Below are 11,536 nucleotides of genomic sequence, written 5' to 3' on the forward strand. Positions count from 1 at the left end.
AGGTAGACGATAGCCAGAGGCTGGTGCAAACCCAGCTGGCGCTGATTGGCCGTCAATTAGGACCGCTGCGCACAATGGCCGCGCACTTGATCAAAGAACCCGCCGCGACTTAAACAGTATGAGCTGCTGAGTTACAGGCCGTGCTCGCGAAACAGTCGGTCGTAGCTACCGTCGGCCTTCATCGCCGCAATTTCCCGATCGAAACTGGCGACGATTTCTGCGTGGTCGGGGTTCTTCAAGCTGACCAGAATATGCAGGCTGTTCTCGATCAATGATTTAGGCAGGAACTCAACGCTGTCGCGAACTTGCTGCTTCTCGCGACTCAGGTTGTAGCGAGCCACATATTCATCTTCCACCGCCAGCGAGACACGTCCCGCGGCCAGCATCTGCAAGGCCATGGAAAAAGTGTGCACCGGCACTTTCTGTAAGTAGGGATCATTATCGAACGCAGTTGAATAGGCATATCCTCGCACTACCGCGACCGGGTATGGGTGCAACGCCTGCAAGGTGTCGAAAATGATGGGAGAGTCTTTACGCTTAAGGAAGCGCACCCTATTGACCCAATACTCGTTCGAAAACTCACCGATCAACGTGCGCTCATGGTTGAACCAAGCGTCGACCAATACGTCGTAACGCCCCTCGCCCACCCCCAACAGCGCACGCGCCCAAGGCACCTGCTCAAACTCGGTGGTGTAACCGGCCCGCGTCAACGCAGTACTAACGATGTCGGTAGCCAACCCACCGTTAACCAAGTTGCTGTCGGTAAACGGCGGCCATGCATCACCGACCAAACGCAACTTAGTCGCTGCCGCATCCTGCGCCATCAACAACAATCCCAGCAAACTTAAGACTCGAAGCAATCGCGGCATGCTCACGCTCCTGAGCGGGCTACTCACCCGCCATACGAGGGACGCGATGGAGCACGGCCCGGATTAATACTCGCTAAAGAATCGAAAATCCAGAATGGCTCTCAGATTACACACTCATGACCTTATGACCAACAGGACTAATGGCAGCCGCCTTGTTTGAGGGCGTTTTTTTTCATTTATGCCAAACCCTAAGCGTTTTTGATTAACGCGCTACAGTTCTATGTGGCATCCAGCGGGGAGCTGGCTTTAGTATCCGCCCCAGAATTCTTTTTCAGGTCCGTCACATGTCTATCAACTGGGTTTGCAAACATCACACCGATCTCAACAAAGAACAGCTTTACGCGATATTGCGCCTGCGCGCCGAAGTATTCGTGGTCGAGCAAAAGTGCTGGTATCTGGACGTTGATGGCCAGGACCTGGACGGTGACACGTGCCATCTGATGGCATGGGACAACGATCAATTGGTCGCCTACCTGCGCTTGCTCGACCCCATCCAACAGGGCGGCGATGTGGTCATCGGCAGAGTCGTAACCGCCCCCGTAGTGCGCAATCGAGGCATGGGGCACTCACTCATGGTGCAGGCGCTGGAACACGCCGAGAAGAAATGGCCCGACCAGCCGATCTACCTGTCCGCTCAGGCGCACTTACAGGGCTATTACGGGCGTTATGGGTTCAAGCCGGTTGGCGAGGTGTACCTGGAGGACGAAATACCGCATATCGGCATGCGTCGTGATCTGGATTAAGACCTGATCAAGGGTAGCCCAATACGGCCTTTACTTGCGGTAGGTGCACGGCAATCCAAGCCTTGTCTATAGCGCCCCATGCCTTGATTTGGTAGCTACCCGCATGATTGCGCGCGCCCTCCTCCTGTTTGAACTCGCACACAATGTCGAGATCTGCCAGCGCGGCAATGGTGTCCTGCGCAGTACGGCGCGGCATGCCGGTCGCCTCACACAAAGCAGGAACGCTGCTCGCGGCTCCGCTATCAATCAGGTGTGCCACGTACAAGCGGCGATAGAAACTGCTTTTGGTCTTACTGACATCCATCGTCGGGGCCTTGTTGGTGTTCATTCGGCGGCTTTGCCTTGCAGGTCACGGTAAGTCAGGTAAATGCGCAGATCGAACTCCAATTGGTGGTAACCGGGCTGCATGTGCTCGCACAACTGATAAAACGCCTTGTTGTGGTCTGACTCTTTGAAGTGCGCCAGTTCATGCACCACGATCATCTTGAGAAATTCGGGTGCCGCATCTTTGAACAACGACGCGATGCGAATCTCTTTCTTGGACTTTAATTTACCGCCCTGTACACGGGAAATCGTGGTGTGCAGACCCAACGCACGGTGGGTCAGGTCCAAACGGTTATCAAATACACTTTGTCGATACTTGGCGCATTGCGCAGGTGCTCTTGCTTCAACGCCAGAGCGTACGCGTACAGCGCTTTGTCGCTTTGCACCGCATGCCGCTCGGGGTAGCGCTGCTTCAAGTAAGCCTCCAGTCGATTTTGCACAATCAACTGCTGCACCTGCTCTTGAAGAGCGGGCGGATAGGCTTGCAGGTACTTCAGTGGCGCAAGGGTTGGCGCGATCATAAGGACGACGAAGACTTGAAAGACGCCAGTGTACCGAATTCACATCGAGTTGAGCTTGCCCCAGTCGAACGGCTGCACAAACCGACAAGCGTCTTGTGCAGTCAACGGCGGCGCAACCAAGGCGCCTTGGATCAAATGACAGCCATTAGCTTTCAGCCATTGATAGTGCTCGACGCTCTCAACACCTTCAGCGACCACCAGCATGCCCAAGCCCCGACAAAGCTCAATCACGCTACGTGCGATTGCGGCATCGCGTGGTGAGTCGAGTAATCGCGCTACAAAATGCCGATCAATCTTTAGCGTGTCCAATTCGATGTTGCGCAGCAGCGTTAATGAGCACTCACCAGTACCAAAATCATCCAGCGCGATACGCACGCCTATCTCTCGAAGCGCCTGCAGCTGCTTGTGTGAATGCAATAGGTCTTGTACCAACGAACCTTCAGTCAGTTCGACTTCAAGCTGCTGCGGGAGCAAACCGTAATGAACAATGGCACGGCGCAGCTCGGACGCAAGATTGGGCATGCTGAACTGAGCAGTGCTGATGCTCACAGCCAGTACCAGGTCGCGCGGAAAAACCGTGTTCCATACTTGGCGCTGAGCGGCACCCTGGTCAAAAATCCAACCACCCAAGCGGTTGATCAAACGGGTTTCTTCCAACAGCGGGATGAATATTCCCGGCGGCACGTCCCCGACGTCAGGGTGCTGCCAGCGCAACAGCGCCTCAAAACCGCGCAATCGGCCGCCATCGATATGGACCTGCGGCTGATACACCAACGAAAAGTCGTTACCTTCGATGGCCGTGTGAACGCTTTCTTCAAGCATCCGCCGTGAGCGTGCACGGCCATTCATTTTGTGGTCAAAAAAACGATACTGCTGACGCCCCGCACGTTTAGCCTCATACATAGCGACATCGGCAGCGCGCAGCAAACCATCCAGGTCCGCGCCGCAATCAGGGTACGTGGCAATGCCAATGCTGACGCCCAGTGCGATGTCCAAGCCGTCGATCTGTTGACGAGCCGATACACGCTCGATGAGCTTTTCAGCGATGATCGCCGCCTGCTCTGGATAATCGAGCCCATCGATAACGGCGGTAAACTCGTCGCCGCCCATGCGCGCCAGGATGTCATAGGGCCGCAAGCATTCTTTCAATTGCTCGGCGACCCATAACAACAGCCGGTCCCCCACATCATGGCCAAGGGAGTCGTTGATGCGCTTGAACCCATCAAGGTCCAGGTACAGCACAACGAGAGACTTGTCGTCACGGTCGGTACGCGTCAGCGCACTTTCGACTGCCTGATAAAATCCGCGGCGGTTGAGCAGCCCGGTCAGCGCGTCGGTAACAGCCTGCTGCTCGAGTTGCAGGCATAAGTCACGGACCACTGACATATCCAGAATACTCAGCACCATTGAGCGTTGCTCGGCCGGCAGCGGTGCACAAGACAACGCGACGGGGACTTGATGACCCTCCACCGTGCGCAGCACCGCATCGTGCATACGGTAAGTGTCGGCGTTGCGGTAACTACGATAGAAATCCGATTCAGACCATTGCACGATGTGCGGTTTGAACAAGTAGTCGACCACCTCTGTGCCTCGCAACTCATCAAAGGTCGCGTTGAGCAACCGGCAAATAGCCGGGTTTGCAAAACTGATCGTCCCCGACTCATCGACCACCAAAATGCCTTCGGCGACATTCGACAGCACCGACGCATTAAACGCGCGCGCGGCCTCCAGCTCGTGGGTCAGGGCTTGCAAGGCTCGACGGTTGCGCTGGTGTTCCAGCAGCGCCTGCACCTTAGGCTTTAAGACCTGCGGGTCGAAAGGCTTGAACAGATAATCCACAGCGCCACTTGCATAACCCTTATGCACAGCGGCTTCGGATTGTTCATTGGCGGTCAGGAAAATGATGGGGGTCAAACGGGTGCGCTGACTGCCGCGCATCAAACGCGCGACCTCAAAACCGTCCATGTCGGGCATCTGCACATCGAGCAATACCAGGTCGACGTCCAACTCCAACAGCAGGTTCAAGGCTTCAACGCCGGAACTGGCCGTGACCACATGCCAATCCTGACGGTGCAAGACCGCCCGCATAGTGATCAGGTTTTCGGGATAATCATCGACGACCAAGAGAACAGAGTTACCTTCCGATGGTTCTGATTGCACGCATTCCATGCTGCTTCTCTTCCTGTAGCGCGTACGCCAGGGCGCAGGGCAAAGCCAGAATTCCTCTAGCGGCCCACTTTAGTCCTGAGCAGGCAAAAGCAGAAGCGAGCAAACGCTTATCTAGTGGCTAAACGCCCGTCAAGCCGACTAACGGTATATAACGCTCAAGCGTCCATCGAAAAAGTGCCATCACTGGCCACCGACTTTTGCCACTGTCTGTTCGACGAACTACCGTTAACAATCCAACCCTAAGGCTTTATAAAGGTAGTCGGAAACCATTGAGCCAGACACCTCCATGCTGGCAATAAGACACATCGAAGGCTGAAAAATGATCGACATGGCAACGTGGAACCTGAGCATCCCCGTAGGCTCCCCCCCTGCAACTATTGACACCGCCAAACTGGTTGACGGCTATAACGGAAAATATTTCCAGTCTGAAAGCGGGGCGCTGTTTTTTTGGTCCCCCGTTACGGGCGCGCGCACCGCCAACGCTATTTATCCACGTAGCGAACTGCGTGAAACCAACGCCGACGGCAGCTTGCGTAATTGGTTGTACCCCACCAGCGACAATTTTTTACGCGCCACCGTGGCAGTCAATCAGGTGCCCTCCTCTGGCCGGATCGTTATCGGTCAAATTCACGCCTACGAAAGCACCGAACCGCTGTTAAAGGTTGAATACCAGTACAAGGAAAGTGCCAAAAGCGGCACTATCGTCGCCAAAGTCCGCAACCGGTTTGACGACAAAGAAGCCCGTACGATCATTATTGCTGAGGATGTGCCTCTCAATGAACCATTCAAATACATCATCCACCTCAGCCCAGGCGGTCAACTGAGTGTGAGCGCGCGCGACGCAAACTGGAGCAGCCCGATTAGCGCAACCTGGCGCGACAAACCGCTGTACTTCAAGGCTGGCGTGTATACCCAGGACAATACGGGTTACACCAGCGAAGGCGGAAAAGCGACGTTTTACAAGCTGGACATCAATCACTCAAAAAGCTGACGAATGGACAACTGAAATAAAAAGCTAACTGTAGGAACTACCGAAGGCTGCGATCTTTCCAGCCTATCGCAGCCTATCGCAGCCTTTGGCAACGCCTACAAGAGCCTACAGTTGCACTCAGTTATTCAACGAGACGCGGCCTTGAACTCTTTTTCAGCGCTTGCAAAGCGCGTGAGCATAACCGCCGACGGCCCCTTGCCCAGCAGGCTGAATATTACAATCGCCGCGCTCGCGAAGAGGAAGCCAGGGATAATTTCGTACAACCCCAGCAGCGCGAAGTGCTTCCAGACGATAACCGTTAGGGTGCCGACCAACACGCCAGCCAGTGCGCCGTTGCGCGTCATCCCCTTCCACAGCACTGAAATCAGCACCACAGGGCCGAAGGCCGAACCGAAGCCAGCCCATGCATAACTCACCAGACCCAGCACCCGATTGTCGGGGTTAGAGGCGATAAAAATGGCGATCATGGCAATCAACAGCACCATACCGCGGCCGACCCACACCAATTCCTTGTCTGATGCGCGCTTGCGGAAGAAGGCTTTATAGAAATCCTCGGTCAACGCGCTGGAGCACACCAACAGCTGACAACTCAGCGTACTCATCACAGCCGCTAAAATCGCTGACAACAGCACACCGGCGATCCATGGATTGAACAACAGCTTCGCCAGCTCAATGAATATACGCTCGTGGTTTTCGGTCACTGGGCCGGCAAACTCCGGGTGCGCCGAGAAGTAAGCAATACCGAAAAAGCCCACCGCGACGGTGCCACCCAGGCACAGAATCATCCAGGTCATGGAAATACGACGCGCTTTGGCAATCGACTTCACCGAATCCGCCGCCATGAACCGCGCCAGGATGTGCGGCTGGCCAAAGTAACCCAAGCCCCAACCCATCAACGAGATGATGCCTATAAATGAGGTATTTTTAAGCATGTCGAAATTAGTGGGATCTTTCGCTTCGATCGCCAGCAAAGTGGTGTCGATGCCGCCCGTGGCCATTAGCACGATGATAGGCGTGAGGATCAGCGCAAAGATCATCAGCGTGGCCTGCACCGTATCGGTCCAGCTCACGGCGAGAAAACCACCGACGAAGGTGTAGGCGATTGTCGCAGCAGCACCCGCCCACAGCGCGGTTTCGTAGGACATGCCAAACGTGCTTTCGAACAATCGGGCACCAGCAACAATGCCCGACGCGCAGTAAATCGTGAAGAACACCAGAATCACAACGGCTGAAACAATCCTCAGCACCCCACTTTTGTCTTCGAAGCGGCTGGTGAAATAGTCCGGCAAGGTCAATGCATCGCCATTGTGTTCGGTTTGTACACGAAGGCGCCCGGCAACGAACAACCAGTTCAGGTACGCGCCCGTCACCAGGCCGATCGCGATCCAGCTCTCGGAAAGGCCCGACATGTAGATAGCGCCCGGCAGCCCCATCAATAACCAGCCACTCATGTCCGATGCACCGGCCGACAAAGCCGTGACGACGGAGCCGAGGCTACGGCCACCCAAAATATAATCTGAAAGATTGTTGGTTGAGCGATAGGCCATCAGGCCAATAAGGACCATTGCGGCGATGTAGATCACAAATGTGATCAGGGTAGGATTGCTGACAGTCATAGAGTTGCGTCCTGGCTTTATTATTACGCGGTCATCAATCTATTCGCAGCGATTGAAACCGCTCGCAAGGATGAATAACTGGCCGCGCGTTAAGCTGAGCTTCCCAGGAAAACATCAGCCGATGCACCAAGGATGAACAGGCGTCACCTTGGGGCGCGAATCCTAGTCAACAACGCAAACGAGGTGCAACCTCTTTTTGTCCTGCAGTTGCACCTTCTGACGTTCTTTCGTGACAGCATGTTTTTTGCTTCCTTTCGGAGCAAAGACCCACTTTTAAAGAAGAAAAAGCACCAACGTTGTACAACTTCCACGCCAATATGCGCTGATCGACTGACTGACAAAATATTTCCTGCAAATAGGGTTGCACTAGGTTGCACCCATAGAATTTCAAGACTAATCTGAGCGTCGGCCAAGCCACACCGGGTGGCAATGACGAGGATGAGAAATGGCGACAACCACCTTGGGTGTCAAACTCGATGACGCTACCCGTGAACGCTTGAAAGCCGCCGCGCATTCCATCGACCGCACACCCCACTGGCTCATCAAGCAAGCAATCTTCAATTACCTCGAAAAACTCGAGGGCGGCGCGACGCTGATGGAGCTCAACGGCGTCATCGGCAAGGAGCCCGACGAACTGGTCGACCTGCAAGCCGATGCCGCACACCAGTGTTTCCTGGAGTTCGCCGAAAGCATTCTGCCGCAGTCGGTTTTGCGTGCAGCGATCACCTCCGCTTACCGACGCCCGGAACCCGAAGTGGTGCCGATGCTGTTGGAGCAGGCTCGCCTTCCCGCGAGCATGGCTGAAGCAACCCAAAAGCTCGCCTCCAGCATTGCCGAAAAACTGCGCAATCAAAAAAGCGCCAGCGGCCGCGCAGGCATCGTGCAAGGCTTACTGCAAGAGTTCTCGCTGTCTTCCCAGGAAGGCGTGGCCTTGATGTGCCTGGCCGAAGCGCTGCTACGCATTCCGGACAAAGGCACCCGCGACGCCCTTATTCGCGACAAGATCAGCACCGGTAATTGGCACCCGCACTTGGGTAATAGCCCGTCGCTGTTCGTCAACGCTGCTACGTGGGGCTTGCTGCTGACCGGAAAATTGGTCGCCACCCACAACGAAGCCGGGCTGACTTCATCCCTGAGCCGTATCATCGGCAAAAGCGGCGAACCCATGATCCGCAAAGGCGTGGACATGGCCATGCGCCTGATGGGCGAACAGTTCGTCACCGGCGAGACCATTGCCGAAGCGCTGGCCAACGCCAGCCGATTCGAAGCCAAAGGTTTCCGCTACTCCTACGATATGCTCGGTGAAGCGGCACTGACTGAGCACGATGCACAGAAGTACCTCGCCTCGTACGAACAAGCTATTCACTCCATCGGCAAGGCGTCCCATGGGCGTGGCATTTACGAAGGCCCGGGCATCTCGATCAAGCTTTCTGCACTGCACCCCCGTTATAGCCGTGCGCAATATGAGCGGGTGATGGAAGAGTTGTACCCGCGGCTGTTATCGCTGACCTTGCTGGCCAAGCACTACGACATCGGCCTGAACATTGACGCCGAAGAGGCCGACCGCCTCGAACTGTCGCTGGACCTGCTGGAGCGCCTGTGCTTCGAGCCACAACTGACGGGCTGGAACGGCATTGGCTTTGTGATTCAGGCGTACCAGAAGCGCTGCCCGTATGTGATCGACTACGTTATAGACCTTGCCCGTCGCAGCCGTCATCGCCTAATGATTCGTCTGGTAAAGGGCGCGTATTGGGACAGCGAAATCAAACGCGCACAGGTCGATGGCCTGGAAGGCTATCCGGTGTACACCCGCAAGGTTTACACCGACGTTTCCTATATTGCATGCGCGAGAAAGCTGCTGTCGGTACCGGAAGTCATTTATCCGCAGTTCGCTACCCACAACGCCCACACGCTGGCGGCTATTTACCATATCGCCGGGCAGAACTATTACCCCGGCCAGTATGAATTCCAATGCCTGCACGGCATGGGCGAACCCTTGTATGAGCAGGTTGTAGGCACCGTTGCCGACGGTAAGTTGAACCGACCGTGCCGCGTTTATGCGCCGGTAGGAACCCACGAAACATTGTTGGCGTATCTGGTGCGGCGCTTGCTTGAAAACGGCGCGAACACTTCATTCGTCAATCGCATTGCGGACCAGTCCATTTCCATACAGGAACTGGTGGCCGATCCAGTGAACAGCATCGAGCAGATGGCGACGCAGGAAGGCGGCTTCGGTTTGCCGCACCCACGGATTCCTCTGCCTCGCGATCTTTATGGACCAGAACGCGCTAATTCCAGCGGCATCGATCTGGCAAACGAACACCGCCTGGGCTCGCTGTCATCGGCCTTGCTGGCTACCGCTCATAACGATTGGAAAGCCGGGCCCATTCTTGGAGGCCCCGCCAGCATCGGTACGTTTGCTCCGGTGCTGAATCCATCAGACCTGCGCGACGTAGTCGGTCATGTGCAGGAAGCCAATCTAGACGACGTTGATAACGCAATTCAGTGCGCGTTGAATGCCGCGCCTATCTGGCAAGCGACACCGCCTGCAGAGCGCGCTGCCATTCTCGAACGTGCTGCCGATTTGATGGAAGGCGACATTCAACCGCTGATGGGCTTGCTGGCCCGCGAGGCGGGCAAAACGTTCGCCAATGCCATCGCCGAGGTCCGTGAAGCCGTGGACTTCCTGCGCTACTACGCAGTGCAGGCACGCAACGATTTTACCAACGACGCCCACCGCCCTCTGGGTCCGGTGGTATGCATCAGCCCGTGGAACTTCCCGCTGGCGATTTTCAGTGGTCAGGTCGCCGCCGCACTGGCAGCGGGTAACCCGGTGCTGGCCAAGCCAGCCGAGCAAACGCCACTGATTGCTGCGCAAGCGGTTCGTCTGCTACTCGAAGCAGGCATTCCAGAAGGTGTCGTTCAATTGCTCCCGGGACGCGGCGAAACAGTCGGCGCACGCCTGGTGGGCGATGATCGAATCAAAGGCGTGATGTTCACCGGCTCTACTGAGGTTGCTCGTCTGCTGCAGCGTAATATCGCTGGTCGTCTGGACGCACAAGGACGGCCAATCCCTCTGATCGCTGAAACTGGCGGCCAGAATGCAATGATCGTTGATTCTTCGGCGCTGACGGAGCAAGTGGTTATGGATGTCGTGTCCTCGGCGTTCGACAGCGCAGGCCAACGTTGCTCGGCGCTGCGTGTACTGTGCCTGCAGGAAGACTCGGCTGATCGCGTAATTGAAATGCTCAAAGGCGCCATGGCCGAATGCCGTCTCGGTAATCCAGAGCGGCTATCCGTGGACATTGGCCCGGTGATAGACGCCGAAGCCAAGGTCGGTATCGAAAAGCACATCCAGGCCATGCGCGACAAAGGCCGCAGCGTTTATCAGGTAGCGATTGCCGACGCCGATGAAATCAAGCGCGGCACCTACGTCACACCGACATTGATCGAACTGGAAAGCTTCGACGAATTGCAACGTGAAATCTTCGGTCCGGTATTGCACGTCGTTCGCTACAAACGCAAAGAACTGGACCTGCTGATCGGCCAGATCAATGCCTCTGGCTATGGCCTGACTCTGGGCGTGCACACCCGAATCGACGAAACCATCGCCAAAGTCATCGATAACGTCAATGCAGGCAACGTTTACGTCAACCGCAACATCGTTGGCGCCGTAGTGGGTGTGCAGCCGTTTGGTGGTGAAGGTTTGTCCGGCACCGGCCCGAAAGCCGGCGGCCCTTTGTACCTGTATCGTCTGTTGTCGACCCGACCGGTAGACGCAATAGAGCAATCATTCGCTCGTGGCGACGCACTGTTAGCACCGAACACCCAGATGCGCGACGCCATGAGCAAACCGCTCAAAGCCCTGCAAACCTGGGCTGACAGCCAACAGCAGGAAGCACTTGGCGCACTCTGCGGTCAGTTCGCAGCACAGTCGCAAAGCGGTATCACCCGCGTACTTGCCGGTCCAACCGGCGAACGCAACAGCTACAGCCTGCTGCCCCGCGAACATGTGTTGTGCCTCGCCGAAGCTGAAACTGACCTGTTGACCCAACTCGCCGCGGTATTGGCCGTAGGCAGCTCAGCGATTTGGCCAGACAGTGAACCGAGCAAAAACCTGCGCACGCGCCTGCCGAAAGAAGTCCAGGCACGTATTCAACTGGTGGCCGACTGGAACAAAGACGAGGTCATCATCGACGCCGTCCTGCACCACGGCGATTCCGACCAGCTGCAAGCGGTCTGCCAACAGATCGCCAAACGTGCCGGTGCGATTATCGGCGTTCACGGCCTGTCCCACGGCGAA

7 protein-coding genes and 1 pseudogene are annotated in these 11,536 nt (G+C 56.1%); 3 read left to right on the forward strand and 5 right to left on the reverse strand.

All coding sequences use genetic code 11. The features are described from left to right. Nucleotides 1-131: 131 nt before the first annotated feature. Complete coding sequence (locus tag M0974_RS20905; protein ID WP_297841127.1) at nt 132-869, reverse strand: ABC transporter substrate-binding protein; 738 nt, start codon at nt 867-869, stop codon at nt 132-134. A gap of 284 nt (nt 870-1,153) precedes the next feature. Here M0974_RS20905 and M0974_RS20910 point away from each other — a divergent pair, with 284 nt between their 5' ends. Then, nucleotides 1,154-1,612 (forward strand): GNAT family N-acetyltransferase, encoded by a 459-nt coding sequence (locus tag M0974_RS20910; protein ID WP_297841130.1) that lies wholly within the window; start codon nt 1,154-1,156, stop codon nt 1,610-1,612. A gap of 7 nt (nt 1,613-1,619) precedes the next feature. On the opposite strand, the gene M0974_RS20915 is transcribed toward M0974_RS20910, so the two are convergent. The 3 genes and pseudogenes from M0974_RS20915 to M0974_RS20925 all read right to left on the reverse strand — a co-directional run bounded on the left by M0974_RS20915 (nt 1,620) and on the right by M0974_RS20925 (nt 4,626). Continuing rightward, nucleotides 1,620-1,916, reverse strand: coding sequence for a winged helix-turn-helix domain-containing protein (locus tag M0974_RS20915; RefSeq protein ID WP_297841145.1), 297 nt, complete (start codon nt 1,914-1,916; stop codon nt 1,620-1,622). 20 nt (nt 1,917-1,936) lie between these two features. Next, nucleotides 1,937-2,457, reverse strand: a pseudogene (locus M0974_RS20920) (M48 family metallopeptidase). A 39-nt stretch (nt 2,458-2,496) separates the two neighbouring features. After that, on the reverse strand, nt 2,497-4,626 hold the full coding sequence (locus tag M0974_RS20925) for an EAL domain-containing protein (protein WP_297841132.1): 2,130 nt from the start codon (nt 4,624-4,626) through the stop codon (nt 2,497-2,499). Between the two features lie 319 nt (nt 4,627-4,945). On the opposite strand from M0974_RS20925, the gene M0974_RS20930 reads away from it, so the two are divergent. Beyond that, entirely contained in the window at nt 4,946-5,617 is a 672-nt protein-coding gene (locus M0974_RS20930) for a polysaccharide lyase family 7 protein (RefSeq protein ID WP_297841135.1), read from the forward strand. Between the two features lie 125 nt (nt 5,618-5,742). Here M0974_RS20930 and putP read toward each other — a convergent pair whose 3' ends face one another. Then, nucleotides 5,743-7,233 (reverse strand): sodium/proline symporter PutP, encoded by a 1,491-nt coding sequence (gene putP / locus M0974_RS20935; protein ID WP_297841138.1) that lies wholly within the window; start codon nt 7,231-7,233, stop codon nt 5,743-5,745. Between the two features lie 445 nt (nt 7,234-7,678). On the opposite strand from putP, the gene putA reads away from it, so the two are divergent. Then, a partial coding sequence (gene putA, locus M0974_RS20940) for a trifunctional transcriptional regulator/proline dehydrogenase/L-glutamate gamma-semialdehyde dehydrogenase (protein WP_297841141.1) occupies nt 7,679-11,536 on the forward strand: 3,858 nt, incomplete at its 3' end.

It is taken from the genome of Pseudomonas sp. (assembly GCF_026224925.1).
In the GTDB taxonomy this organism is placed as follows: domain Bacteria; phylum Pseudomonadota; class Gammaproteobacteria; order Pseudomonadales; family Pseudomonadaceae; genus Aquipseudomonas.